Source organism: Nocardia sp. NPDC020380, assembly GCF_044386975.1.
Taxonomy (GTDB): Bacteria; Actinomycetota; Actinomycetes; order Mycobacteriales; family Mycobacteriaceae; genus Nocardia.
In genome coordinates this window covers 292,757-316,523 of sequence record NZ_JBIRVQ010000012.1, presented here as the reverse complement: position 1 = coordinate 316,523, position 23,767 = coordinate 292,757, and the positions used below count along the sequence as shown (strand labels likewise).

The following is a 23,767-nucleotide window of genomic DNA, read 5'->3' as shown; positions in this document are numbered from 1 at the left end:
CTGACGCCGACCAAGTACGCAGCCTCGCAACAGGATCGACGATATCCCGGCTGCGCGCCAGCCCGGCCGGATTTTACTGGAGTTGAGGTAGCACGACGAGTTTGGTGGCGAGATCGATCGCGAGGTCGCAGGATTTGTTGGGGAAGCTCCCGTCAAGCAGAAGACGGTAGTCGCTCATAGGTATCAGCAGCATGCACTCCGCAGGCGAGCTCTGGATTGTCGCCAAGGTCGCGTCGTGGGCGGCAACCTTCACCTGCTGGAATGATCTGGACTGCGCCAGGACAGAGTGCAGGTAATCTCCGGTTATGTTGGTGGCCTGCAAATAGAACTCCACATCCGGATTGGATTGATACCTCACCAGGCAACCGGAGAACTGCAGGTTCGGTTCACTGAATGGACCGATGTAGTGGTTCGGTATGCGAACCTCGAGTCCCAAGGCGGACAGCTGGTCCTGCGGAACCGCAGTACAAGGATCGAACCTGAGCGGTTGGTGGCTCAGGCTTGCGGACAAGGGTTCAGCAGGGCCGGTGGGGGTAGTTGTTGTTGTCTTGCTGCATGCGGTGAGCGCTGCGACAAGAAGTACCGGCAACAGGATGAGCCGTGTGAGGGTGCGGTTGCGGCGTTGGGTCATTTCGAGGATGCCTGGACCTTAGAGCCTCCATCGACGAAGGCGTTGATTTTGTCAGGGCTGTCAGCGAGCAGGTCGGTGACGAGTTCGTTGTAGCCGGTGCCGTATCGCGTGCGATAGTCGTCGATCTGGTCCTTGCTTTGGTTTCCTCCGTTCGAGTTGGCGTCTTCGATGTGGTGGTCGAAGTCGAAATCGCCTGTGGCATGGACGTCGCTGGGGCCAGGGAATTGGACGACGACGGGGTTGGGTTTGGGATTCCAGGCTTCGATCTGGGAGTCCCATTGCTGGTCTCGCATCGTGCTTACGACCCCGTGGACGATATCGCCGCCTGGCAGTTTGTTGACGGCCTCTTTGGTGACCGTCTGAAAGACGGATTTGGCGATGTCGGCGGCCTTCTGCTTCGTGTCGTGCACTTCTTGCTGGTGCGTCAGTCCGTTCATCGTGTCATGCGCGTCTTGGTAGGTGGCAGCATTGAGGATCGCCGTGTCGATCCTGGCGTCGACACCCGCAAGGGCGCGAGTCGTGTCTACCTTACTGGGGTCCTGACCATGCACGATCTGGTCGATCACAGCGTGGTCGTAAACCTGCCGGGAAGTCTCCAGGTAGATCTTCCCTTGATCAGATTGAGCGCTCAGGAACAACAGTCGTTCAGCATCGCGGGTTGCCAAGTGCGCGACACCGTTGTCAATTCCGCCGGAATTCGGGTTGTAGCCAACGAACGAGTCGATATTCGGCGCAAGGACTTTCGCCAGCCCAGTCGCCAGTTCCGGATTCTTGATGAATGTGTCGGTATTGAGTTTGAACACCGTATCACCACCCTGGCTGAGTAGCTTGCCGGTAGCATCATGCGGTGCGAACACGTCGGGCAGCTTGGTATAAGCGTTGCGAGCCAGATCCCCGGTAGGACCTTGGTCGTGAGTGTGCTCGCCGATCCAATCCACCAGTCCTGCTGCAGATTTCCCCTTGTCGTCCCATGTGTGTTGGAATGTGTCTGCAGCGAATTTCGACGGGTCGTAGTCACCGCTCGGCTTATAGTCGTTACCGAGGGCCCCGAAGGACATGTCCGACGGGAGTTTGGTGCCGGTATGGGCGTCCAACCCTGTCAGCAGCTGGTAAGCAGACTGGTGGTTGCTTGCGCCGATGTTCACATACTGGTTGGCGGCGTTCTCGAGGGCCTTGGTCGGGTTGAAGAAGTCGTCAGGGACGATGGGTTTCCAGTTCTGGTTGATCCATTTGGCGACATCGCCATTGTTGTTGTCCTTGCCGTCCATATACGCGGCGAGGCTGGCGCCCTGACGCCCGAGCTCGGTGCCGAAGGTGGTGCCCGGTTGCATACCCTTGTCGGCATGTGAGAGAAGGTCGGCGAATTTCACCTCATCATTGAGATGATTCTGGAAGCCTGTCGGCCCACCCGGGGCAACCGAACCCAATTGGGCATCCTCCAGCCGACCGGATACGAGTTTTCGGATGTCAGACGGGAGTTGGGTGTAGTCACCAGGGGACTTCAGTTTTCCGGTGCTGTCGAAACCAGTGCCGATCTTTTCGTTGGACAGCATCAGGATGCTGTCGGAGATCGTGGTCTGGTCTTTGGCGGCGGTGGAGGCGTTGGGATTTCCGGGCTGGTTTTGATTGTTCAGGTAGTCGTCGAGGGAGATCAGTCCGTCTTTACCGAGGTTGTTGTAGAACTTCTTGTAGTAGTCCTGAACGTCGGCAGGGACGACCACATCTCGTCCGTCGTCGAGATCTTGAATATCGGCCTGCGACAACATGTTCTGAGGCATGTGGGAGAGGATCTCGTCGACCTTGGCGTTGTCGTGGTTCTTCAGCGCGTTGGCCAGATCAGTTCCGTCCTGGTCACCCGCGTGGTCGACCGTGCTCTTCGGATCCGGGGGAGCCACCTGGGTGGTGGTCAGATTGGCGAACGCGTTGTTGACCGCCGTCATCGCCTGGTCGTCCGCACTGCCGCAATCGACCAGCGCGCCCTGAATCGCCTTCTGGTACTCCTCTGCTCGGTGATCGAGGCCTGCCTGCAGTTTGGCCGCGGAGTCCTTATCGGTGAACCTGAGCAGCATGAGCACGTCGGTGCTCACCTTCACCTCGCCCGTGTCGCTGACGGTGAAGTGCGCGCCTTCGGCAGTGGCGACCTGGTTCAGCAGGGTCGTCTTGGCGGCCTGGATCGCGATGGCGCCGTTACGCGCAGCGGTGACACCATTCTCGAGTGCTGTCTTGACTGTGGTTGCGTCACCGTGGATTTCGTCATGACGGTCACGCATCGAGTCGCCGGCCGTACCGATCCAGTAGTGGTAGGAACCATCGACCGACCGCGCCGCAGCATCCAGCGTGTCGCCGAGAGTCTGTGCTTTCTGGTCCCATTCACCGGCTTGGGTATTGAGCACTTCCGGATCCCACGCCTTCACCTGAGGGATGGTCGGTGTGCCCATCAGATCGAGTCCCCCAGGGTAGTGAACTTGTCGACCGACACGGTCTCGGTCTCGACGTACTCGCCCGCACCGTTATGGGTATGGGTGTGCAGATTGCCGTAGTGGCCAGAGATTGCGGTCAAAGCTGCGCCTGCGGTCGATGCTGCTGCCACGCACGCACCTCCTACCGAGGTATCGGTCAAGCCAGCGGAGATTTGTTCTGCAGAGTCATGGCCACTCATCCCCCCGACCGTCTGTGAGGCATCCCGAAAACCGGATGCCAACGCGCGCAAGCGCTCTGGATCTACCTCTACACGCCCACCCATGCCCGATGGCCCCCTTTCGCTGGCGACTAGCGACACACGCCTGCGATGATACAAATTAGTTTCAGGTACTTTACAACGCAATCCAGCCCAGACCCGGCCCTCGCCAGGACCGCGGTACTCGAGCCGAGCGAGCAGGGGGCCTCTCACCATGGCTGATCACGGCTATCCGCGCACCAGATCACTGTTGGACTCGGTCGCAGACGACACCGAACGACTACAGGCGGCGATCGCAACGCGTACCGTCGCCGCAAGTTCGGCGGATGGACGCGTCACAGTCGAGGTGAGCGCCGACGGGAAAGTACACAACTGGCGGATCACTGATGCGGACGAACACACGAACCGGATTGTGGCCAATGTCCTGCAACTGATCGGACAGGCGCACACCGCCGCCAAACAAGCAATCCGTACCGAGCTCGACGCGATTGCCGATCGCGAGGATGTGCGAGCGGTTCATGACGCTGCCCGGGACGCTCTCGCTCTAACCACCACTACACCCTCGCCAGCGCTGACCGCCGGGGACGATTCGTGGGACGACGACTTCGACCATTTCGGCAATAGGTCTCGCATCGCCGCCGACTGAACACACCGTTTTAGATTCGTACCTGGATGGCTTTTGTTCCAGCTGCGCCGATTCGGCCGTTGGGGGGATCAGGTCAGGTCGCCGGCGAGTAGGTGGGTGGCTGCGTCCAGGACCAGGAGTGCGTGTAGGTCGAACAAGCGCGGCAGGTTGACGGAATCGCCCCCTAGTTCCTTGGCTATGAACAGGCCGTCTGCGGCGGCCATGCCGTAGGTCACCAGGAGGTGCACGGCTTGGTCGTCGAGGTCGGGGGCGAATTCTCGGATGGCTTCGGACATTCGGGCTACTGCTTGTGCGCGGACCTTCAGGAACATGGTGCGTGCGGTGGGCTCTTCCGGGCGGCGTTCGAGGGCGAGCATGAGGCCCAAGCGGAGGAAGTCAGGAGAGTCGAGCAGGGATTTCGCGATTTGTGCGGCCATGGCGCGTACGCGCTCGCGGGTGGAGTCGCCGTCGGGGATCGAGACCGCTGCCAGCCAGGTGCCGAAGCTGCGTTCGATCACTGCGGCGATGAGTTCGTCTTTGTCTTTGAAATGCCAGTAGATCGAGCTCGCGGGTAGGCCGCTGCGGGCGCTGACCGTGGCGATGCTGGTGCCTTCGTAGCCGCGTTCGCTGGCTACTTCTACCGCGGCGTCGAGGATTTTGCGGCGTGATTCTTCGCCGTTCGCCCGTGTGCGTCGCGTGCTGCGCGCCTCAGCCATGGGGTCGCAGTCCTCTCCGTCGAGTTCGTCGCTCGAATCTTACTGTAGCGATCACTCCAGGAAGGTACTACTGTAGCGATCATTCCAGGAACACTTCTTCACGACGAGGCGTGATACTCGCTGGTTCGTCGCAGCGAATGATCGAATGGAAAGGCCGAATCATGCTCGCACGCATCGATGTTCACCAGCATATGATCCCGCCGGACTACCGTGCGGCCCTCGAGCGGGCCGAGATCTCCGCACCGGGCGGGCGTGAGTTGCCCGACTGGAGTCCGGACGCCGCTCTGGCACTGATGGACTCGACGGGTATCGCCACTGCCATCCTGTCGGTGTCGACACCGGGTACGGCGTTCCTGAGCGACCCGGGCGAGGCGGCGAGTCTGGCACGCGCCGTCAATGACTACTCGGCCACACTCGCGGCCGAAAACACCGGTCGCTTCGGGTTTTTCGCCACCATCCCACTGCCCGATGTCACCGCCGCGGTCACCGAGGCGGCCTATGCGCTGGATGATCTGCACGCCGATGGCGTTGTCCTGCTGGCGAATGCCGACGGGACCTATCTCGGCACCGATGGCCAGGACGCCCTCTTCGCCGCACTCGACGACCGTGGCGCCGTGGTTTTCATCCATCCCGCCGAACTGCCCGCTCCCCCGGTGCCCGGCATCCCGCCGTTCGCGGCCGACTTTCTCCTGGACACCACGCGCGCGGCATATCTGCTGGTGCGCAATGGGATTCGGCGGCGATACCCGAACATCAGGTTCATCCTCAGCCATGCGGGTGGATTCGTCCCATATGCCTCGCATCGTATGGCTGCGACCATCATGAGTGAAACCGGCCGCGATCCCGGTGAAGTCCTCGCCGACTTCGCCGGATTCTACTTCGACACCGCACTGTCCTCCAGCCCGGCCGCGCTGCCGTCGCTGCTGGCCTTCGCCGAACCGGGCCACATTCTGTTCGGCAGCGACTGGCCGTTCGCGCCGGAGCAAGGCGTGCGTTACTTCGCGGCCGGGCTGGACACTTATCCGACGTTGCTCGCCGATGATGCGGGGATCAACCGCAGCAATGCGCTCACGTTGTTTCCCAGGTTCGAGGCGGTATCGGCCACGCGGGCGGCGAGGTAGCCGTCGGGGCGGATCAGGATGAGCTCGCCCGGCTCGGGGGTGTAGAAGCGCTGGAATTCGCCGTCGGCGTCGAGGATCCCGTCACCGGGTGTGCTGGTGATGCGGTACGCGTGCAGGTCGGCGGAGCCGGCATGCTCGATGAGAGTTGTTGCTTCGCTGCCGGTGTCGAAGGCGAGCAGGGTCCATTGCGGGCCGCGGGTGAGGTCGAACAGGTCGCCGGTGAACTCGGAGGCGCGCAGGCCCGTGGCGTTCGGGGCACGGTCGCCGGTGATGGGGTGGTCGGCGGTGCGGGGCTCGAATTGGTCGCCGTAGTGGATGCCGAGGCCGGTTGTCATGTCGTCGGCGAGTTCGTCGAGGGCGGAGGAGACCGCGGCGATGTCGCCGTTGGATCCGTCGGCTACGCGATCCAGTTTCTTGGTGCTCATTTCGAGTACGGTGCGGGCGACGGGGATGCGTTCGGCGGAGTAGGTGTCGAGCAGGTCGGGGGATGCGCCGTTGATGACCGCGCCCAGTTTCCAGCCGAGGTTGTAGGCGTCCTGGATTCCGGTGTTCATGCCTTGACCGCCGGCGGGTGAATGGACATGTGCGGCATCGCCTGCGAGCAGTATCCGGCCGCGGCGGTAGTCGGAAACCATGCGGACGTTCACGCGGTAGATCGAGAGCCAGGTGGCGCTGGTCAGGGTGATTCCGGCGTTGCGGTCGTCGAGCAGTTGCTGGTAGAGCTCGAGTGAGGGGGCGGCGGGGTCGGCGTCGGTGAGGATGGGGTTCTGGAACTGCCAGATGTCGCTGTTGGGAAGTGGTGTGAGGACGAGCATTCCGGCGGCGGAGGTCCAGATGTGCACGCGGTCACGGGGCAGGCCGGGGACGGTGACATCGCCGAGGTACCAGCGCTCCCATTCGCGGGTCTCGCCTTCCAGCGGGCGATCGATCAGCCTGCGGGTCACGCTCTTGCCGCCGTCGGTTCCCACGGCGTAGCGCGCCTCGATCGTGCGCTCACCGTCGGCGGTCCGTACGGTCACCGCGACGCGGTCGGAATCCTGTACCAGGTCAACAGCTTCCGCGCCGTACTCGACGGAGCCGCCCAGTTCGGACAGCCGGTCGCGCAGCGCGTGCTCCACGTCGAATTGGCCGATCCAGAGCATGTCGGGGTACGGCGTGTGGAAGCGCGCGGGGGCCGGGATGCCGAGCGTGGGCCGATCTTCGAAGCTGCCGGACGAATCGTGGTATCGCACAGGTAGATTCGCGACACCGTGCCGTGCGACGTAGTCGATGGCGCCGAGATCGTCGAGGACCTCCTGGGAGCGCGATTGGATTCCCTTGGCCTTGGACGCGCGACCGGGCGCGGCTTCCCGCTCGATGAGGTGGCAGGCGACGCCGCGGCGAGTGAGATCGCACGCCAAGGTGAGACCCACCGGGCCGGCGCCGATGATGAGGACTTCGGTCTGAATCGTGTCGTGTGCGTTCATGACTTCCTCCACAGGCTTTAGATGCGGATCCGCATCTTATGAATTCGAGCGTACGTCGGCCTGCTAAGATGCACAAGTGCATCCTAAAGAGGTTCAACCGGCGCAACGCCGCCGTGGCGCGGAGCTGGAAGAGGCGCTGCTCGCCGCGGCCTGGGACGTGCTGCGCGAGCACGGCTACGCCGGATTCACCCTCGAAGCCGTCGCCGCGCGCGCCGGCACCAGCCGCCCGGTCCTCGCGCGACGCTGGGCCGGACGCCACGACCTGCTGCACGCCACCATCACCTACGCCAGCCGGATGCGGCCGATCTTCGCGCCGCAGACCGGGAGCCTGCGCGGCGACCTCATCGCCCTGCTGCGCGAACTCAACAATTCACGCCTGGACCTCGCGACCGCCATGGGCGTGCAGCTCGGCGGCTACTTCCAGGAAACCGGCAGCACCCTCGCCGACCTGCGCGAAGTGTCACTCACGGGCCAGAGCACGGTCGTCGACGACATCCTGGCGGAGGCTATCGAGCGCGGGGAGATCGATCCCGCCAAACTCACCCCGCGCCTGCGCACACTGCCCGTGGATCTGCTCCGTCACCACGTTTTCATGACGCTGCAACCCATGTCGGAAGACGACATCGTGGACATCGTCGACAGCATCTTCCTGCCCCTCGTCCGGCCCGTGCCGTCCCTGCGCGAGTCCTGAATCGGGTTTCGCCTCAGGGCCTTTCGACGCCCGGCTCGCGCGCGGGCAGACCGCGCAGCAGGGCGTCGAGGAACAGTTCGAAGCGTGGGGCATTGCCACTGAAGTGCAGGTGGCCGTCCTGCATCGCCAGCCAGGCGATGATCGAGGTCGTGAAGATGTAGTAGCTCTGCTCGGCGAGCTCCGGTTCGACCCCGGCCGCTGCGAAGGCGCCGATGATCGCCACCTGCAGCCGTTCGAAGGCTCCGGCGTTGTGGCGGTGCGGCCGGGAGAGATGGGTGGCATAGCCGGGCACTGAGAGGAACTGGTCGTGCATGGCCCAGCCCAGGCGCGCGAGCCAGGGCCGCCAGGACTCCGCGTCCGGGCGGTCCGCGGGCAGAATCCGTTCCACCACAACATCACTGATGAGATCGATCAGTTCCTCGCGGTTCTTCACCCAGCGATAGAGCGCGCCGTGGGTGACCGCCAGGCGCGCCGCCAGTTCACGCATGGTCAGCGTGTCCAGATTCCCCGACGAGGTGGCAGCCTCCAGGATCCGTTCCCGGCTGATCTGCGCGGGACGACCGGGGCCTCGTCGGGTTGCGGCGGCTTCAGACATGGTGACGACTATACGAACACCCCAATTAGTGGCCACTGGTCACTAATGTTGCTACGCTGCCAACAAGTGCAGAAACGCGAGACCTCCGAGAGGACGCAGCGATGATCGACAACGCAATCCAGGGCAGCTTGGCCGCCGGATTCGATTCCGTGCGAGACGTTTTCACCGCCATCGCCGAGAGCGAAGGCGCCGGCTATGCGGCGCAGGTGGTCGCCTACCGGCACGGCGAACGTGTGGTGGATCTCTGGACCGGCCCGGGCATCACCGAGCGCTCCCTGTTCGGCGCGTACTCCGCGAGCAAGGGCGCCGCCCACCTGGTCGTGGCGCGGCTCGTGCGCGACGGCGTGCTGGACCTGGATCAGCCGGTCGCCTACTACTGGCCGGAATTCGCCGTGCACGGCAAGCAGGACATCCTGTTGCGTGACCTGCTGGCGCACCGGGCCGGATTGGCCGGCGCCGACACCGGATTCACCGTCGAGGAACTCGCCGACGACCGGGCCATCGCCGAACGCCTCGGCGCGCAACGACCCTACTGGCGGCCCAGCAGCGCGTTCGGCTACCACGCGCTGGTCGCCGCGGCGCTCAGCGGCGAGGTGGTGCGGCGTGCCACCGGGCAGAGCGTCCAGAGCCTGTTCGCCAAGCTCATCGGCGAACCTTACGACGTGGACTTCCATTTCGGACTGACCGACGAGCAGGAATCCCGCTTCGTGCCCACACTCCCGGTGATCATGACCCCCGAGATGCAAGCCGAGGCAACCGCACAGGCGACGGGCCCGAACAGCTTGTCCGGCATCGCATTCAACCGCAACAATCCCGACGGCCCGCTGGTCTGGGAGCTGCCGAATCTGGACGTGATCCGCAAACAAGGCCCGGCCTCGCTCGGCGGAGTGGCCTCCGCGGACGGCTTGGCCCGCATGTACGCGGCGGCAATCAGTTCACTGAACGGTCTGGCACCCCTGCTCGACGCGGAGACGATCGCCGCAGTGGGACAGATCCATTCGATCGGCTACGACCTGGTCAACCGAAGCCAGAAGGCATTCACCGCCGGCTTCCACGCCACCTCGGAGTACTACCCGGTGCTGGGTCAGGGCTCGTTCGGGCACAGCGGCGCGGGCGGTCAGCAGGCATTCGCGGACCCACGCAACGGGATCGCCTTCGGCTTCACCCGCCGGCGCTTCCCGTTCCCGGCCGGACCCGGCCGCGATTGCGAGCTGCTGATCCCGGCCATCTACGACGCAATCATGCGTTCGTAGGCGCGGGTTCGACCGGCACCTCCGGGTGGTCGACATCCGACCAGGTGGCCGGTGTCGGCCCGAAGATGTTGTGCGAGTTGGTGATAACGGTATTGGCCAGCGCCCGGTTACCCGCGGCGCCGATCACCGCGCCGATACCGGCGGGCAGGGTCTTGCCGAACATGAGAACGCCGCGCCGGACAATGAATTGGACGATGAACCGCTTCGCCATCGCATTGTCGATATTGCGCACGATAGGCAGATGGTCGGCCACCGCGGACGCCCAGTCGCGAGCGGATTGACTTGCGTTCTTGCCCAGCATCTCCGCGCCGCTCTCCCCCAGCACCACACCCACCACCAGCGCGCGACGGCGTTTGGGCGACATCGACTGCATCCCGTGCACGGTGCCCACCGACACCGCGTACAGCGCGGACGCCTCCAGGAAGAAGATCGATTCGACACCGCTGACCGCCAACCCGATCAGCGTGCCGACACCGGGCACGGCGGCACTGAGACCGGCGGCGGTGCCGCTGAGGGTGACGAAGACCTTGTAGCGCGTCTCCAGGCCCTGAGCGATGTCCTCCGGCGTCCGATCCGGGTGCAACCGCCGCAACCTGCGCACATATCGCGAGGCCAAGGGCAGTTGCACCCCCGCGCCGCCGCGCAACACCAACTCGGCCGACTTCTGTAGCGCGCGTTCGAACATCCACCGTCCCCTCTCCTCGAGCCCGCTGCGACAGTACGGAGTAATGCGGACCCGGCGGCGCTCCGACACGGCTTTCCGGGCAAATACGCCTTTTCAGCCGCGAGCGTAACCACTGGAGGACCTCTTCCAGCGCGTCCGCGCCGGATTCTTACACGCCTTTGTCGTTGCTCTGTGAAGCCTTTGCCGCAGAACGGGAATCGTGGCCGCTACAAGGTTCGTAGCGGAGAGAGAGGCGGTTCCCGATGGAAACCTCCATGCACGTAGTCGAGGCGATCCCCGAGCGTCCGGCATTGCCGTTCATCGGTCATGCGCTGCGCATTCCCGGCGGTGCGGACAGTCTGCAGTACCTGCTGTCCGAGTCGAAGGAACTCGGGCCGATATTCAAGATGCGGTTCTTCGGCAATGAGCTCACCGTGGTGTCCGGTCTGGACCTGGTCACCGAGCTGTCGGACGAGACCCGATTCCGTAAGAACGTGCACGCGGATCTGATTGCGCTGCGCGGGATCGTCGGGGACGGGTTGTTCACCGCCTTTCACGACGAGCCGAATTGGCGTAAGGCGCACGACATCCTGCTGCCGGCCTTCTCGCTCGGGGCGATGCGCGGCTACCACGCGACCATGCTGAGCGTCGCCAAGAGCCTGGTGGCGAAGTGGGACTCGGCAGTGGACCGTCCGGTCGATGTGGCGGGCGATATGACCCGGCTGACCTTCGACACGATCGGATTGTGCGGATTCGGTTACGACTTCGAGTCCTTCCGCCGCGATCAGCCCCATCCGTTCATCGGGGCGCTCTCGCGCACGCTGAGCTACGCCCAGGCCCAGAGTGAAGCGCTGCCCGGATTGCAGATCTTCCAGCGTGGGCGGGCCGAGCGCTACCGCGCCGATGCCGAGTACATGCGGGATCTGGTCGACGACGTGATCCGCCACCGCCGAGCACAGCCCGACACCGAGGGCGATGACCTGCTGGGACGTATGGTGCACACGAAGGACCCGGCGACCGGCGAACTGCTCGATGACGTCAACATCCGCTATCAGGTACTTACTTTCCTGATCGCCGGGCACGAAACCACCAGCGGGGCATTGTCTTTCGCGCTGCACTATCTGACCAAACATCCCGAGGTGCTGGCCTCGGCACAGGCCGAGGTGGATGCGCTGTGGGGTGACGACCCCGATCCCGAACCGTCGTATGCGGACATCGGCAAGCTGACCTACCTGCGTCAGGTGCTCAACGAGTCGCTGCGGCTGTGGCCGACCGCGCCCGCCTATGCCGTCGAACCGGTGACGGACACGATGATCGGCGGCAGGTACGCGGTGCGCGCGGGCGAGTCGTTGCTGGTGAATACCGCAGCCCTGCACCGTGATCCGGCGTGGGGCGAGAATCTCGAGCTGTTCGATCCGCAGCGGTTCGCCGCCGAGGCCGAGGCCACCCGCCCGGCGCACCTGTTCAAACCGTTCGGCAGTGGCGAGCGCGCCTGCATCGGCCGCCAGTTCGCGCTGCACGAGGCGACATTGGTACTCGGCCTGCTGGTGCACCGCTACCGTTTGATCGATCACGCCGACTATCAACTGAAGATCAAACAGACACTCACCATCAAACCCGACGGGTTCACCCTGCGACTCGCCCGCCGCGGCACCGACGACCGGCGACTGCCCGCCGCCACTCCCGGCACCGCTCATGGGACTGCCGATGTCACTTCGCGTAAAGCCGCAGGCACGACGCTGACCGTCCTCTATGGATCGAATCTGGGCACGTGCGCCGGTATCGCCCGCGATCTCGCCGCCGACGGCGCCGAACGCGGGTTCACCACGAAAGCACTGCCACTCGACGAGGTGATGGACGTCCTCCCCCACAGCGACGATCCGGTCGTGATCGTCACCGCTTCCTACAACGGCAAACCCACCGACGATGCCGCGCGGTTCTACGCCTGGCTCGAACAGCTCGATGCCGGCGCACTCGCGCGAGTCCGCTACGCGCTGCTCGGTGTCGGTGACCGCAACTGGGCCGCCACGTACCAGCACATCCCTTCGACCATCGAGCAGCGGCTGACCGCGGCCGGGGCCGATGCGGTGATCGAACGCGGTGTGGCCGACGCCTCCGGGGATTTCGCGGGCGCCGTGGACCGCTGGACCGCGCTGCTGTGGTCCGAACTGCTCGACCGTTTCGGCGCACCGGTGGCGGGCGGCGATCAGCCGGCCGCCGGGCCGGGCGACCGGACGTACACCTTGGAGGACGTCGGTGCGTCGGTCACCGACCAACTCACCGAGCGGCACGGACTGACTTCCATGGAGGTGCTCGACAGTCACGAACTGGCCGACATGACACACCCGCTCGGGCGGTCCAAACGTTTTGTGCGGCTGCGCCTTCCCGACGGCGTCACCTACCGCACCGGGGACCACCTGACAGTGCTGCCGCACAATCCCGCCGAACTCGTCGACCGCGTCGCCGAGCGGTTCGCCCTCGACCTCGACCGCACCATCCGGTTGCATGCGCATCGGCGCGGCCGCAACATCTTGCCCGTCGACCGCCCGCTCACCTTGCGCCGGTTGCTCACCGAATTCGTCGAATTACAGGATCCTGCAACACGAGAACACATCGCTGTCCTCGCCGAGCACACCGCGTGCCCGCCCGAACGCCGCCCACTGGCCGAGCTGGCCGCGGCGCCACCGGAACGATTCGATCAGGAGGTGAACGAGCCACGGCGAAGCGTGCTGGATCTGCTCTGCCGATACCGTTCCTGCACACTGCCTTTCGAGATCTTCCTCAAAATGCTGCCGACCCTGCGGCCGCGCCACTACTCCATCTCCTCCTCGTCCCTGGCAACACCGGGCACTGTGGATTTGATGGTCTCGCTCCTCGCCGCGCCACACCGCAACGGCGACGGCACCTTCCGTGGGATCGGTTCGCACTACCTGGGCACGGTTCGCACCGGCGACACCGTGCAGGCCCGGGTCAACCCGTGCCGGGAGGCATTCCGGCTGCCGGGCAATGCGGACGTCCCGGTAATCCTGGTCAGTGCGGGGACCGGCCTCGCACCGTTCCGCGGCGCGATCCTCGACCGCCTCCACACCGGTGAACCCGGCACCTTGCTGTGCTACTTCGGTTGTGATCACCCCGAAGTCGACTATCTGCACCGCAGCGAACTCGAAGCCGCGCAAGAGGCCGGCGCAGTCAGTCTCCGTCCTGCCTTCACTCATGCGCCCGAGAACGACGCCCGGTTCGTGCAGCACCGGATGCGGCACGACAGCCACGAGATCTGGGGTGCATTGCAGGCCGGTGGGCACATCTATGTCTGTGGCGACGGCGCCCGCATGGCCCCTGGCGTGCGGCAGGCGTTGAAAGACATCTACTGCGAGCACACCGGTGCCGACGCGACAGCGGCGGACGCCTGGCTGGTCGCACTGACCGACACCGGACACTACGTCGAAGACGTGTGGCAGTGACGACGGTTGGCTACCCGAGTGTGACGGGCATTTCGGTCATGCGGCGGAAGAAGATGCCGCGTCGCCAGGGCAGTTCATCCGGGTCGGTGGCCAGTGCGATATCGGGGTAGCGGGCGAGCAACCGGCTGACGCCGATGCGGGTCACCGTGCGGGCCAGCGGGGCGCCCAGGCAAGTGTGTGCGCCGTAGCCGAAAGGTAAGGAGCGCCTCGGCTTTCGGGTGGAATCGAAGGCGAAGGGGCAGGTGTTGGCGGCAAGGTCGTAGTGGGCGGCGAGCAGGGAGATCCAGATCCATTCTCCGGCACGGATTTCCTGTCCGGCGAGGGTGATCTGCTCGGCTGCCACGCGCAGGGCGGCTACCGGCTGTGGTGTGTACACCCGCAGGGTTTCATCGATGATCGCGTCGAGCGCTTTCGGGTCGGCCTTGGCACACATCATTTCGTCGGGGTTGGTCAGCAAGGCGTAGACGGTGTTCAGGATCAGCGGTGTCACCGCCTCGTGTCCGGCGAGAAGGATCAGCGCGGCGGTCGAAGTGGCTTCCTTGAAGCTCATTTCGCCGCGGCGCTGCGCCGCCGCGAGGGCGCTGAGCACGTCGTCGCGGGGTGCGATGCGGCGGCGAAGCAGGTTCGGCACGATCATCGTGGCGAAGCCGACTACCCCGTCCCGTAGTTCGGGGAGGCTGGAGAGCATGTAGTCGCCGAGCTCGGCGGAGCATCGGGAGATGGTGTCGGCGTGGCGGGCCGGGACGCCCGTGATCTCGGCGGCGATTTGAACCGGCAGCGGCACAGCGAAGGCGCTGGACAGCTCGATCGGGCCCGTCGGGTCCATACGGTCGAGTAGTTGGTCGGTGATCTCCGTGATGCGGGAGGCGCGGCTCGCGACCCCACGCGGGCTGAACGGTTCGGCGACTACCCGCCGCAATCGCGCATGCTCCGGCCCGTCGGCGCCGAGCATGTGGGTGATGATGTGCGAATTCGCCCAGCGGTTGAACCGTTGACGGCGAGTGAGCCCCGTGGTGTCCAGGAGATATGAGCCGTTGTTGGTCTCGGGTGTCTTGATGACACGGCTGTCGACGAATACTTGCTTGGCCAGCTCGTGACTGGTGATCATCCAGCCGTTGAGACCCTGTGGTGCGCTGAACCGGTGTATCGGCCCGGTCGCGGCGAGCCGGTGCATGAAATCCGCTGGTGCGGCGAAGTATTCGTCGTCGAACGTGATGTGCCGGACCGGTGTCGTTGCCACTGCTCGGTTCTACCACGCGGTTCGGTCTCACGACGGGACGAGCAGCGACGAACCGGCGATGGCGTGCGGCAGATGGCCTCGGGACGGCTACCCTTCGGTGAGCCGCCCCGAGGTTCATACCGCACCAATTCATGCGGAAACTATCGTGCGGCCAGATTCAGGTGATCGTCCGCGCTGTAGGCCGAGCGGTCGAACCGGCCGGCGGGCTGGAAGCGCGCGAGCAGTTCGGCCGGGTCCTCGCCGGTGATGTCGGCGACGAATGCGGCTGCGGCATCGAGGGAATCGACGCCGAGGAAGGATTGCGGGCGGTGCAGCAGGCCGACCAGCGCGGAGGCGAAGCGATCGTTGACCGCGGCGGTGGCGAAGAGCCGCCCGCCGATCTCGGCGAGTTCGGGATCGCCGAGGAACAGGCGGGTGACCCAATTCGCGGCATCGCCGCGCGCGGCCAGGAACTCCGCGTAGCGGCGGGTGATCCACTCGGCGTCGAACGGGCCATTGTGCACCGCGGCTGCCGCGACCAGGCGTTGCGCCTGGATGAGGCCGCTCTGTGCGCCTTGACCGGCGATCGGGTCGTAGGCGGTGGCGGTGTCGCCGAGGGCTGCGACCGGGTGGCCGCTTGCGGTGTGGCCCACGCCGGCTCGCACCAGCGGGCGCACTGCGCCTTTGAGCCAGGAGTGCGGGTCTTCGGCAATGGTGCGGGTGGACAATACTTCGGGCAGGTCCCAGTCGATGTGGTCGCGGTAGAGCTGCTGCACGATCTCGTGCGCTGATTCGGCGGAATCTGCTGCGGCGAAACGCTTTTCCCATTCACTGCCGGGGCGGGCCCAGCCGAGGAAGGCCCAGCTCGGGCCGGCGTCCTTGTGCAAGTATGGACCCCACCAGGCTTCGCCTTGCTCGGCGAAGATGGAGAAGCCGCTGTGCGCGCCGCCCGCGATGCTGCGGTGGGCGAAGACCTCCGGGCCGAAGCCGAGTCCGGTAACGGTGACGGTCAGCAGGGAGCGTTGCGGGCGGGCGTAGACGGTGCGGGATTCGTCGATCGGGAAGAGATCGGACAGGCCGCCGCGGCCGGTGGCGACGAGGGTGAGATCGGTTGCGGCGGCGATGGTGTCGAGTCGCTCGGGGGTCACTTGTTCGACGGCGAAGTGGCCGCCGCGTTCGAGGAAGGCGGTCAATCGCTCGTCGGCCTTCAGCCGGGTGTCGACCGCGACGCCGGCGTATCCGTCGAAATGGCCGTCGAATCCGATCAGTTCCTCACCGGCGGGTCCGGCGATGCGCACGCTCAAACCGGTGTGGCGGGGCGCGCGACCGGTGTAGGCGTCCAGGCCCAGTGCGGATTCGGCCTGCTGGGTTTCGCCGAATTCGAGGGCGGTGCCGGTGGCGGGGACGTCATCGCGCAGTGCGCGCTGATCGCGGTCGCTGTAGAGGGTGACGTCGAATCCGGCGTCCAGCAGGCCCAGTGCCGCGGTGACGCCGGTCTGCCCGGCGCCGATCACCGCGGCCGAGCGGGTGGAGCGGAGCGCGGAACTCTGTGATGTCATGCGAGATCTCCTGTCCGATAAATGATTTCAGTGAAAGTCGGCGGATTGGGTTCAGTGGCCGAGGACGGCCGCACCGGGCCGTGACTCGCTCTCGGGCAAGGCGGTCGAGGCGGGGCCGCCGAAGCGATAGCTCGCGCCGCGATGCTCGGGCGGGAGCCGGTCTCCCGCCTCGAACAGGGCGTTGCGCAGCGTGCCCTCGACATAGTCGGTGGTGTAGGCGCCGCGTTCGACCAGCGCCGGAATCACATGGTGGACAATGTCTTCGAAGCTGCCCGGGGTGATGGCGTAGGCCAGGTTGAAGCCGTCGAGGTCGGTGTCCTCGACCCACTCCTGCAGCTGATCGGCGACCGTGTGCCCGGATCCGACGAACACCGGGCCCATGCCGCCGATCCCCGCCCAGCGGCCGATATCGCGGACCGTCCATTCGCGGCCGTCATCGTCGAATTCCTGGAAGGCGGCCACCGCGGATTGGATGGCATTGCTCTGCACTTCGCCGATGGGGTCGTCGAGGTCGTAGGTGGACAGGTCGATGCCCATCCAGCCGGACATGAACACCAGCCCGCCTTCGACGCTGGCGTAGGACAGGTATTCCTCGTGCTTGTTGCGGGCGGCTTCGTCGGTGGCGTCGGTGATGATGGTGGCCAGGGCGTAGATGCGGGCGGCGTAGCGATCCCGGCCGGCCGCCTCGAGCGCGTCGCGGACGCGGGTAACGGTTTGTGCCAGTACTCGTTTCGAGGGGCCGGCGATGAAGATCGCTTCCGCGTTCTCGGCGGCGAACCGCACTCCGCGCGGTGAGGCGCCGGCCTGATAGATCACCGGTGTGCGTTGCGGTGAAGGCTCGGACAGGTGGATGCCCGGCACGGTGAAATGCTTTCCGCGATGCCCGATATGGTGCACCTTCGCCGGGTCCACGTAGACGCCCGCGGCGGCATCGCGCACGACGGCGTCATCTTCCCAGGAGCCCTCCCACAGCTTGTAGAGGACCTCGAGGTATTCGTCGGCCTGGTCGTAGCGGTCGTCGTGATCGAGCTGGTCGTCGGCGCCGAAATTCCTTGCGGCCGAAGGGAGATAACCGGTGACGACGTTCCAGCCGAGGCGGCCGCCGGTGAGGTGATCGAGGGTGGAGAGGCGGCGCGCGAACGGGTACGGGTGCTCGAATCCGGTGCCCGTGGTGATGCCGAAGCCGAGATGCTCGGTGACCGCGGCCATGGCCGAGACCAGCAGCAGCGGGTCCGCGACCGGGATCTGCGCGCCCTGTCGCAGGGCGGCGATGTCGTTGCCGCCGTACACGTCGTAGGTGCCCAGGACGTCGGCAATGAAGATGCCGTCGAATCGGCCGCGCTCGAGCAGTTTCGCCAGTTCGGTCCAGTAGCCGAGTTCCTTGTAGCGGTGCGACTGGTCGTCGGGGTGGCGCCACAGGCCCGGTGACTGGTGGGCGACGCAGTTCATGTCGAAGGCATTGAAGCGGATGCGGCGTGTCATCGCTGGCCCTCCCCCGCGTGCGTGCGCTCGCCGGCACTCCATGCGAAGGGCAAGGCGGCATCGTTGAGCAGGTGGTCGCCGATCGCGCGTGCCTTCTGAATGGCGGGATTGTGCACCGAGATGGTGCGGGCATTGCGCCAATGCCGATCCAAGCGCAGCTTCTCCGAAACCGCCGAGGCGCCACCGACTTCGAACAGCAGCGTGGTCGCCGGTAGCACCAGGTCGATCACCGCCAGCTGGGCCTGTGCGGCCGCGAGCTCGACGGCCACCACTTGATCCGGATCGGTCGCGCCGGCGGCGAGCACCTCGTCCAGGATGTCGGCGACGGCCAGGACGCTGGCCTGGGCGGCGAACGCGGCGGCGGACAGGCGGCCGATCACCTGCTGTACCAGTGGATCCTGTCGCGGGAGGTCGGCGGCGGAGTGGGTGTAACCGCGGGTGCGGGCCGAAACCCATTCCCGGGCATCGCGTTCGGCGCGGCGGGCGATGCCGGCGAGTACCGACAGTTGTACCAGCTGCAGGTACGCCGTCGCGTAGGTCGGTCCGGGCGCGCCGTATCCGGGTCCGAGGATGTGCTCCTCGCTGACTTCCACATCGGTGAACACCGTGGTGCCGCTGGCGGTGAGCCGCTGTCCGAATCCGTCCCAATCGTCCTGCTGGCGTACACCTTCGGCTTGCGCCCCGACGAGGACTCCCACCCGCTCGCCGTCCCGATCGGCCGCCGCCAGAATGTAATCCGCGTACAGGGACCCGGTGCTGTAGAACTTCTCACCGTTGAGCAACCAACGCTCGCCATCGCGCGTCAGCCGGGTCCGATACCGGTCCACCGCCCCCACCCCGGGCTCGGTGATCGCATTGCCGACCAGCGTGCCGGCCGCCGCCGCCCGCAGCCATTGCTCGCGCTGCGGGCCGGGTTCGGCCAGCAACTGATCCTCGACGAAGGAGAAATGCACCCGCAAGGCCTGCGGCAGATTGGATTCGGCCGCCGCCAGCTCGATCAGCAGCCGGAACAACTGCCGCACACTCACCCCGTAGCCGCCGTACTCGACGGGCACCCGCAGGGCCCCGAACTTGGCTTCCCGCAACCACCCCAGTTCGGTGAACGGCAAGCGGCGATCGATCTCTCGTTCGACGGCACCGGGCGCAATGCGCTCGAAGATCGGCCCGAAGATCGCATCCAGTTCGGCATCGCTGGTGGACCCGGTGCCTTCGTCTCTGGATGTCCCGGCATCGTTCGTGGATTTTGCGGCGATGGAAGTCATCGCCCCACGATCGCCCGGACATCGCCCGCACTCACCGGTTACGCGCAGTGCGATCGAAACTGCAGCTAGTGCTCCTGGGAAGTGTGCTTTCCGAGTTCCTTGACGAGGGACTCCTGATAGATGTCGGCGTAGGTGCGTGAATCCTTCACCAGGTCGTCGCAGAAGGCCGCGACGTCATTGCCGATGAGTTCCATGACGCCTTTGCCGGCGGCGACGCCTTCCTCGAAGAAGTCGACGATCCCCGAGAGCAGTCCGCCTTCGACCAGATCGGCCGGTCCGATCTTGAAGAAGTACTTCTGAATCTCGTTGTACACGATCTGATAATCGGGCGGCAGCGCCTTGACCCGCGCAATATGCGCTCGCCACTCCCGTTTGGCCTCGAAAATGTCGCGAATACCCACTTTATCCTCCTAGCCGACCGAGCTTCTTGGCAACGTTCTTGTTCAGCTGCCGGCGCCACCGGTCACGGAAATCCTTGGCTCCTTCTTCGCCGGCAATCGCCGCGCAGAAGCCCTTGATGTCATCGCCGAGCGCATCATGGACGCTCGCGCCTTCCGCGGCCGATTCCTCGAGCAAACCCAAGGCGCCGTCCAGAATCGGCATCAGGTTGCGGCCCGTCACGCTGGTATAGGGCGACAGGTTGGCTTTGATCTCCGTCCACGCCGCCTGATACTCGACCGGCAGCCCCGCGGCCCGCGCCTCGAAGGCCTGGTACTCCCTGGTCATATCATTGCCGGTGATGGTGTCCCAAAAACTCATTGCTCACTTCCCTTGAGCTCATTGATGCGCGCCGAGACGTAATCCCATTTCATCCAGAAAGTCGCCAGTTCTTTGCGCCCCGCATCATTGAGTGCATAAAACTTACGCGGCGGGCCAACCTCGGAAGGCCGTTTCGATACATCGACCAGCCCATTCTTCTCCAATCGCAGAAGGATGGCATAGATCGTTCCCTCGATAACGTCCGCGAACCCCAGTTCATTGAGCCGACGCGTGATGGCATAACCGTAGGTCTCCTCGGTACCGATGATCTCGAGAACGCACCCTTCGAGCGTGCCTTTCAGCATCTCCGTCAAGTTGTCCGTAGCAGCCTCCTCACCTCGAGCCGCACTACTCAGTGCCACTGACTACCAGTACACTGCGTCACAGAGTAGATGTCAAGGCACTAGAAGGAATCGGCTGCCGTCAGGACCCCAACTGCGCAGCAGTATCGATGTGCGAGGCGACGAGTTCGGCGATTGGGCAGGTACGCCGACTGACGGCCGCGACATCGACCCGCCCCTCGGCGCTCCACAGCGGCGGATAGATCGACAGCCCCGTCCCGACCGAGAGCGCTTCAACCTCCTCACCCCAACCAGGCCACCGCACACCGGCTAAAAATCCGCCAACCCCCCACCAACAGCCCAAGAGATGAACGCCGAATGCCCACCCCCGATCGGCTCCCACCGCAACGTGTCCGACCCGAAGAAACAAACCTCCCCCAACTTCCCCGGCAACCCACCACCATTCACCGCGAACTGCCCACCCAGCACATCCACCGCCACCGTCAACATCCCACGCCCACCACCGGATTCGCCGATCCCGTTCACAGCAGCCAGATCCGGCAACCCCTCATACCCGCCGCCGAGAATCCGCAACCACCCCCGATCAACCACGAGCCCACCGGTATGCAACGCCAGCGCACCGAGCGTCGAATACGCGGTCACCTGCAACCCGAACAACACCTCACGTGCACGCAGCGGATCAACGGGCAGGATGTCCACCGAAACCGCTGCACTCGTGAGTATCTCGAGCAACGAAGGCCACGCAGGATTCTCGACCTCGATAAGTTCTTCGACCGGGCGAACCTCAACCATGCCGCCCGATCCTTCCAAACACCCGACCGATACGCGCTATTGGGCCCAAGGCGGGCTGACGGGGTCGCCGCCGGGGGCTTGGGCGTAGGCGCCGACTGGGAGGATGGCGATTGCTTCGAAGGGGGTTTCGCCGGGGACGGAGACCTTGAAGAGGGTGTGGGCGGGGATTACGAGGGCGTCGCCGGCGGTGAAGTCGAAGGTTTCGCCGTTCATGGTGGCTCGAGCCCGGCCGGAGAGGGCTATGAAGATTTCTTCTCGGGAGACGAGGTGCTCGTGGCCGGGGTTGCCGGGGTGCATGGTGAAGCGCCAGGCGCTGTTCTCGGTGGAGCCGCGGCTGGGGGCGGCCAGGCCGACGGCGGTCATGAGGGGGCCTTCGAAGGTGGGGGCGTCGGCGGATTTGATGAGTGTCATGCTGGTTCTCCAAGTGCTCAACTATGGTGTTCAACCGTGGTGTTCAACTAGAGTTGAACATATTGGCGAGAGGAGAGTCAAGGATGGATTTCGGGGTGCTGCTCGGGCAGGCGTATCAGGCGTTCGTTCAGGAGCTGCATGCGCGGCTGGCCGAGCGCGGGCATCGGATGATGGGTGCGTCCTACGGATACGTGTTGCGGTCGCTGGCGGAGAACGCGCTCACCGCAAGCCAATTGGGTGAGCGGCTGGGCATCACCGCGCAGGGTGCGGCCAAGGTGGTGGATGAGATGGTCAAGAGCGGGTATGTGGAGCGGCGGGCGGATCCGGCGGACAAGCGGGCCAAGCTGTTGCATCTCTCGGATCGGGGGCGCGACATGCTCGATACCGTGCGGGAATTCCATGCCGACTACGAACGGCGGCTGATCGCTCGGGTGGGTACGGACCAGGTCGCCGTCGTCCGGGCGGTGCTCGATGAAATCGTCAGCACGACAGCGGATTCCGATGCGGCCCGCGCCTTCCGCCCACTCTGAGGACGACACGCCCCATATATCGCTTGCGGCGACTCCCGCGGTTGCCGCACAATGAGCCGCCGATGCCCGGACCTGCGGATATCCGGATCAACGAGAATTGCGAAATGGGTGGTTCATGTTCGATGTGATCATTGCCGGCTGCGGACCGACCGGCGCCATGCTGGCCGCCGAACTGCGGCTGCACGATGTGCGCGTACTCGTCCTGGAGAAGGAACCCGAACCAGGGTCGCACGTCCGCATAGTCAGTCTGCATATGCGCAGCCTCGAACTGATGGCGATGCGCGGACTGCTCGATCGCATTCTCGAACACGGAAGACAACGTCCCGTCGGCGGTATCTTCGCCGCCATCCCTGCACCCGCGCCCGAAGGCCTGGATTCCGCGCACGCCTATCTGCTGGGTATCCCGCAACCGGTTGTCAATCGCCTGCTCGAAGAACATGCGATCGAACTGGGCGCAGAAGTCCGGCACGGTTGCGCGGTAACGGGTTTCGAGCAGGACGACGAGGGCGTGACGGTCGAACTGGGCGATGAGGAGCGGCTGCGAGCGCGGTACCTCGTCGGCTGCGACGGCGCGCGCAGTACGGTGCGCAAACTGCTCGGCGTCGCCTTCCCCGGCGAGCCCTCGCGGCACGACACGCTGCACGGTGAGATGGAAATCGGTGTATCTCCCGAGGAACTCGCCGCCAAGGTGAAAGAACTGCGCGCGACCAACAACCGATTCACGATCCGGCCGGTCGGTGAGAAGATCTACAGCGTCGTACTGCCCGCCGCGGGAGTCAGCGATCGTGCGGAACCGCCCACCCTCGACGATTTCAAAGAGCAGTTGCGTGCTATTGCCGGAACCGATTTCGGCGTGCATTCCCCGCGCTGGCTCTCACGCTTCGGTGATGCCACCCGGCTGGTCGAGCATTACCGGGTCGGCCGGGTGCTGCTGGCCGGCGATGCGGCGCACATCCATCCGCCCACCGGCGGTCAGGGCCTGAATCTCGGTGTGCAGGACGCAGTCAACCTCGGCTGGAAGCTCGCCGCGCAGATTCGCGGCTGGGCGCCGGAAGCGCTGCTGGGTACCTATGAGGCCGAACGTCATCCGGTCGCCGCGGACGTGCTGAACAACACCCGCGCCCAGATGGAACTGTCATCCACCGAACCGGGCGCACAGGCCGTGCGCAGGCTGTTCACCGAACTGATGACCTTCAATGACGTGAATCGCCATCTGATCGAGAAGATCACCGCGATCGACATCCGCTACGACCTCGGCGAAGGCCCCGACCTGCTCGGCCGCCGCCTGCGCGACATCGACCTGAAACAGGGCCGTCTCTACGACCGGCTACATCAAGGCCGCGGCCTGGTACTCGATCGCACCGAACGCCTGACCGTCGCCGGCTGGTCGGACCGCGTCGACCTCCTCGCCGATCCCACTGCGGCACTGGATGTCCCGGCCATCCTGCTCCGCCCCGACGGCCACATCGCCTGGATCGGCGACGACCAGCAAGATTTGAACGAGCATCTCACCCGCTGGTTCGGCAATCCCGCCAACTGATTACACACCGG

At 65.0% G+C, this 23,767-nt stretch carries 22 protein-coding genes and 1 pseudogene; 7 read left to right on the top strand and 16 right to left on the bottom strand.

What is annotated here, in order from left to right; all coding sequences use genetic code 11:
• Nucleotides 1–73: 73 nt before the first annotated feature.
• The 3 genes from ACH438_RS32180 to ACH438_RS32170 are packed head-to-tail and all read right to left on the bottom strand — an operon-like array spanning nucleotide 74 to nucleotide 3,191.
• A complete protein-coding gene (locus tag ACH438_RS32180) occupies nucleotides 74–631 on the bottom strand; it encodes a DUF3558 family protein (protein ID WP_397012071.1) in 558 nt (185 codons plus the stop codon).
• Entirely contained in the window at nucleotides 628–3,069 is a 2,442-nt protein-coding gene (locus ACH438_RS32175; protein WP_397012069.1) for a WXG100 family type VII secretion target, read from the bottom strand. The genes ACH438_RS32180 and ACH438_RS32175 overlap by 4 nt, the downstream gene beginning before the upstream one ends.
• Nucleotides 3,069–3,191: a hypothetical protein gene (locus ACH438_RS32170; RefSeq protein ID WP_397012067.1), complete on the bottom strand. Its 123-nt coding sequence runs from the start codon at nucleotides 3,189–3,191 to the stop codon at nucleotides 3,069–3,071. Before ACH438_RS32170 ends, ACH438_RS32175 begins: the two co-directional genes overlap by 1 nt.
• A 331-nt stretch (nucleotides 3,192–3,522) precedes the next feature.
• Between ACH438_RS32170 and ACH438_RS32165 the strand changes: the two genes are divergently transcribed.
• Nucleotides 3,523–3,954, top strand: a complete 432-nt coding sequence (locus tag ACH438_RS32165) for a YbaB/EbfC family nucleoid-associated protein (protein WP_397012065.1) — start codon at nucleotides 3,523–3,525, stop codon at nucleotides 3,952–3,954.
• Nucleotides 3,955–4,022: 68 nt separating this feature from the next.
• Here ACH438_RS32165 and ACH438_RS32160 read toward each other — a convergent pair whose 3' ends face one another.
• On the bottom strand, nucleotides 4,023–4,649 hold the full coding sequence (locus ACH438_RS32160) for a TetR/AcrR family transcriptional regulator (RefSeq protein ID WP_397012063.1): 627 nt from the start codon (nucleotides 4,647–4,649) through the stop codon (nucleotides 4,023–4,025).
• A gap of 161 nt (nucleotides 4,650–4,810) precedes the next feature.
• Here ACH438_RS32160 and ACH438_RS32155 point away from each other — a divergent pair, with 161 nt between their 5' ends.
• Nucleotides 4,811–5,770, top strand: coding sequence for an amidohydrolase family protein (locus ACH438_RS32155; protein ID WP_397012061.1), 960 nt, complete (start codon nucleotides 4,811–4,813; stop codon nucleotides 5,768–5,770).
• On the opposite strand, the gene ACH438_RS32150 is transcribed toward ACH438_RS32155, so the two are convergent.
• A complete protein-coding gene (locus tag ACH438_RS32150; RefSeq protein ID WP_397012059.1) occupies nucleotides 5,668–7,236 on the bottom strand; it encodes an FAD-dependent monooxygenase in 1,569 nt (522 codons plus the stop codon). The genes ACH438_RS32155 and ACH438_RS32150 overlap by 103 nt on opposite strands.
• Before the next feature lie 76 nt (nucleotides 7,237–7,312).
• Here ACH438_RS32150 and ACH438_RS32145 point away from each other — a divergent pair, with 76 nt between their 5' ends.
• Nucleotides 7,313–7,927: a TetR/AcrR family transcriptional regulator gene (locus ACH438_RS32145; protein WP_397012057.1), complete on the top strand. Its 615-nt coding sequence runs from the start codon at nucleotides 7,313–7,315 to the stop codon at nucleotides 7,925–7,927.
• Between the two features lie 13 nt (nucleotides 7,928–7,940).
• Here the strand turns inward: ACH438_RS32145 and ACH438_RS32140 are convergent, their stop codons facing one another.
• A complete protein-coding gene (locus ACH438_RS32140) occupies nucleotides 7,941–8,522 on the bottom strand; it encodes a TetR/AcrR family transcriptional regulator (protein WP_397012055.1) in 582 nt (193 codons plus the stop codon).
• Nucleotides 8,523–8,623: 101 nt separating this feature from the next.
• Between ACH438_RS32140 and ACH438_RS32135 the strand changes: the two genes are divergently transcribed.
• Entirely contained in the window at nucleotides 8,624–9,775 is a 1,152-nt protein-coding gene (locus tag ACH438_RS32135) for a serine hydrolase domain-containing protein (RefSeq protein WP_397012053.1), read from the top strand.
• Here ACH438_RS32135 and ACH438_RS32130 read toward each other — a convergent pair.
• Nucleotides 9,762–10,460: a hypothetical protein gene (locus tag ACH438_RS32130; RefSeq protein ID WP_397012051.1), complete on the bottom strand. Its 699-nt coding sequence runs from the start codon at nucleotides 10,458–10,460 to the stop codon at nucleotides 9,762–9,764. The genes ACH438_RS32135 and ACH438_RS32130 overlap by 14 nt on opposite strands.
• Nucleotides 10,461–10,714: 254 nt before the next feature.
• On the opposite strand from ACH438_RS32130, the gene ACH438_RS32125 reads away from it, so the two are divergent.
• Nucleotides 10,715–13,900 (top strand): bifunctional cytochrome P450/NADPH--P450 reductase, encoded by a 3,186-nt coding sequence (locus ACH438_RS32125; protein WP_397012049.1) that lies wholly within the window; start codon nucleotides 10,715–10,717, stop codon nucleotides 13,898–13,900.
• A 10-nt stretch (nucleotides 13,901–13,910) separates the two neighbouring features.
• On the opposite strand, the gene ACH438_RS32120 is transcribed toward ACH438_RS32125, so the two are convergent.
• From ACH438_RS32120 to ACH438_RS32080, 9 genes and pseudogenes are all read right to left on the bottom strand, one after another.
• A complete protein-coding gene (locus ACH438_RS32120; RefSeq protein ID WP_397012047.1) occupies nucleotides 13,911–15,140 on the bottom strand; it encodes a cytochrome P450 in 1,230 nt (409 codons plus the stop codon).
• A 140-nt stretch (nucleotides 15,141–15,280) separates the two neighbouring features.
• Nucleotides 15,281–16,678 (bottom strand): styrene monooxygenase/indole monooxygenase family protein, encoded by a 1,398-nt coding sequence (locus ACH438_RS32115; RefSeq protein ID WP_397012045.1) that lies wholly within the window; start codon nucleotides 16,676–16,678, stop codon nucleotides 15,281–15,283.
• 51 nt (nucleotides 16,679–16,729) lie between these two features.
• Nucleotides 16,730–18,160 (bottom strand): LLM class flavin-dependent oxidoreductase, encoded by a 1,431-nt coding sequence (locus ACH438_RS32110; protein ID WP_397012043.1) that lies wholly within the window; start codon nucleotides 18,158–18,160, stop codon nucleotides 16,730–16,732.
• Entirely contained in the window at nucleotides 18,157–19,422 is a 1,266-nt protein-coding gene (locus ACH438_RS32105) for an acyl-CoA dehydrogenase family protein (RefSeq protein WP_397012041.1), read from the bottom strand. The genes ACH438_RS32110 and ACH438_RS32105 overlap by 4 nt, the downstream gene beginning before the upstream one ends.
• 65 nt (nucleotides 19,423–19,487) lie before the next feature.
• A complete protein-coding gene (locus ACH438_RS32100) occupies nucleotides 19,488–19,823 on the bottom strand; it encodes a DUF1048 domain-containing protein (RefSeq protein ID WP_397012039.1) in 336 nt (111 codons plus the stop codon).
• A 1-nt stretch (nucleotide 19,824) separates the two neighbouring features.
• A complete protein-coding gene (locus tag ACH438_RS32095) occupies nucleotides 19,825–20,181 on the bottom strand; it encodes a DUF1048 domain-containing protein (RefSeq protein ID WP_397012037.1) in 357 nt (118 codons plus the stop codon).
• Nucleotides 20,178–20,486 carry a PadR family transcriptional regulator gene (locus ACH438_RS32090; RefSeq protein WP_397012035.1) on the bottom strand — a complete coding sequence of 103 codons (309 nt, stop codon included), beginning with the start codon at nucleotides 20,484–20,486 and terminating at the stop codon, nucleotides 20,178–20,180. The genes ACH438_RS32095 and ACH438_RS32090 overlap by 4 nt, the downstream gene beginning before the upstream one ends.
• 118 nt (nucleotides 20,487–20,604) lie before the next feature.
• A pseudogene (locus ACH438_RS32085) lies at nucleotides 20,605–21,275 on the bottom strand (DUF2625 family protein).
• A 36-nt stretch (nucleotides 21,276–21,311) separates the two neighbouring features.
• Nucleotides 21,312–21,686, bottom strand: coding sequence for a cupin domain-containing protein (locus ACH438_RS32080; protein WP_397012033.1), 375 nt, complete (start codon nucleotides 21,684–21,686; stop codon nucleotides 21,312–21,314).
• A gap of 83 nt (nucleotides 21,687–21,769) precedes the next feature.
• On the opposite strand from ACH438_RS32080, the gene ACH438_RS32075 reads away from it, so the two are divergent.
• Nucleotides 21,770–22,216 (top strand): MarR family winged helix-turn-helix transcriptional regulator, encoded by a 447-nt coding sequence (locus ACH438_RS32075; RefSeq protein ID WP_397012031.1) that lies wholly within the window; start codon nucleotides 21,770–21,772, stop codon nucleotides 22,214–22,216.
• Nucleotides 22,217–22,331: 115 nt separating this feature from the next.
• Nucleotides 22,332–23,756: a rifampin monooxygenase gene (gene rox / locus ACH438_RS32070; protein ID WP_397012029.1), complete on the top strand. Its 1,425-nt coding sequence runs from the start codon at nucleotides 22,332–22,334 to the stop codon at nucleotides 23,754–23,756.
• The last annotated feature ends 11 nt before the right edge of the window (nucleotides 23,757–23,767 follow it).

What these genes read in the sequence shown, in the direction of transcription:
- ACH438_RS32180 (WP_397012071.1), bottom strand. Translation starts at nt 631, where the DNA reads ATGACCCAACGCCGCAACCGCACCCTCACACGGCTCATCCTGTTGCCG.
- ACH438_RS32175 (WP_397012069.1), bottom strand. Translation starts at nt 3,069, where the DNA reads ATGGGCACACCGACCATCCCTCAGGTGAAGGCGTGGGATCCGGAAGTG.
- ACH438_RS32165 (WP_397012065.1), top strand. Translation starts at nt 3,523, where the DNA reads ATGGCTGATCACGGCTATCCGCGCACCAGATCACTGTTGGACTCGGTC.
- ACH438_RS32160 (WP_397012063.1), bottom strand. Translation starts at nt 4,649, where the DNA reads ATGGCTGAGGCGCGCAGCACGCGACGCACACGGGCGAACGGCGAAGAA.
- ACH438_RS32155 (WP_397012061.1), top strand. Translation starts at nt 4,811, where the DNA reads ATGCTCGCACGCATCGATGTTCACCAGCATATGATCCCGCCGGACTAC.
- ACH438_RS32150 (WP_397012059.1), bottom strand. Translation starts at nt 7,236, where the DNA reads ATGAACGCACACGACACGATTCAGACCGAAGTCCTCATCATCGGCGCC.
- ACH438_RS32140 (WP_397012055.1), bottom strand. Translation starts at nt 8,522, where the DNA reads ATGTCTGAAGCCGCCGCAACCCGACGAGGCCCCGGTCGTCCCGCGCAG.
- ACH438_RS32135 (WP_397012053.1), top strand. Translation starts at nt 8,624, where the DNA reads ATGATCGACAACGCAATCCAGGGCAGCTTGGCCGCCGGATTCGATTCC.
- ACH438_RS32130 (WP_397012051.1), bottom strand. Translation starts at nt 10,460, where the DNA reads ATGTTCGAACGCGCGCTACAGAAGTCGGCCGAGTTGGTGTTGCGCGGC.
- ACH438_RS32125 (WP_397012049.1), top strand. Translation starts at nt 10,715, where the DNA reads ATGCACGTAGTCGAGGCGATCCCCGAGCGTCCGGCATTGCCGTTCATC.
- ACH438_RS32115 (WP_397012045.1), bottom strand. Translation starts at nt 16,678, where the DNA reads ATGACATCACAGAGTTCCGCGCTCCGCTCCACCCGCTCGGCCGCGGTG.
- ACH438_RS32110 (WP_397012043.1), bottom strand. Translation starts at nt 18,160, where the DNA reads ATGACACGCCGCATCCGCTTCAATGCCTTCGACATGAACTGCGTCGCC.
- ACH438_RS32105 (WP_397012041.1), bottom strand. Translation starts at nt 19,422, where the DNA reads ATGACTTCCATCGCCGCAAAATCCACGAACGATGCCGGGACATCCAGA.
- ACH438_RS32095 (WP_397012037.1), bottom strand. Translation starts at nt 20,181, where the DNA reads ATGAGTTTTTGGGACACCATCACCGGCAATGATATGACCAGGGAGTAC.
- ACH438_RS32090 (WP_397012035.1), bottom strand. Translation starts at nt 20,486, where the DNA reads ATGCTGAAAGGCACGCTCGAAGGGTGCGTTCTCGAGATCATCGGTACC.
- ACH438_RS32080 (WP_397012033.1), bottom strand. Translation starts at nt 21,686, where the DNA reads ATGACACTCATCAAATCCGCCGACGCCCCCACCTTCGAAGGCCCCCTC.
- ACH438_RS32075 (WP_397012031.1), top strand. Translation starts at nt 21,770, where the DNA reads ATGGATTTCGGGGTGCTGCTCGGGCAGGCGTATCAGGCGTTCGTTCAG.
- rox (WP_397012029.1), top strand. Translation starts at nt 22,332, where the DNA reads ATGTTCGATGTGATCATTGCCGGCTGCGGACCGACCGGCGCCATGCTG.